This is a genomic window from Pseudomonas sp. 05N433, assembly GCF_056396925.1.
Window position 1 is genome coordinate 1 of record NZ_JBFTML010000137.1, and the last position, 893, is coordinate 893.

1 pseudogene is annotated in these 893 nt (G+C 57.7%); it reads right to left on the reverse strand.

Features of this window, described 5'->3' with window-relative positions:
• Positions 1-626: pseudogene (locus tag AC1DIS_RS30045) on the reverse strand (toxin); the annotation flags it as partial.
• Between the last annotated feature and the right edge of the window lie 267 nt (positions 627-893).

Sequence of the window (893 nt, forward strand, 5' to 3'; positions counted from 1 at the left end):
CGTGAATGCTGCTGATGGTTGCCGGCATCTGTCTGGCTCAGCGCCTTGCCGTCTGCACCGTAGCGCCATCGTGTGGTGTAGACGCAGCCATCGAATAACGTGCGGGTTTCTTCTAAAGGCAGGTAATGCAAACTAAAGGAATCGAATGCAATCGAACCCGAAGGATCGACTTTCTTGATCAGCTGACCCCGCAAGTTTTTCCCAGGATCCGCATCGCCCTGCCCATAGGTCAAGACTTCGACGTTCGGTTGCGCATTGGCGTCAACCGCCAACATGCGCAGTTGATCATCGTAGGTATTTCGCCATTGATTGCCGCGCTCATCCCAGCGGCAGAGGACTTCACCGGCCACACCGAGCAAGCTCAGACGCCAGCCGGAATCGACGCTGTCGACCTTCAGCGGTTGGCCGGTCAGCCCATGGACCGTCGTCAGGTTGGGCCTGGAGCCATACAGACGCGGATCCCAGTGTTCCACCGGTCTGCCGGTGACGTCATGACGCTGTCGGGTGATGAGCGCTTCCAGAGGCTCGCGAGCGCTATTGCGCAGGTAGGCCACATGGCGAACCGCCAGGCCGCGGCCATCATTGGCAGTAATCGAAGAGGTGTTCCGATGCACGGTGAGATCCATCTCTCTATCTCCTTCAATGCGTAGCATCGGTCACGGCAAGGGTTTTCTCCAAGGCTCGATGCTATCAACGTACGAGGGGTGTGTAACCTGTCAGATATGACAGGTTACAAGGGACGCACCTATCCCAACGCATCCACACGGTTGGCGAATGACGCGTAGAATCACGCGTTGTATCATATCGTTGAGGTCGCAGTGGTGGTTTTTGTGCTGGGCTTCGTGCTGTCGCGGCTTTGGCGGGTTACCGCGGCGGGCTCCGATGTCGTGTTC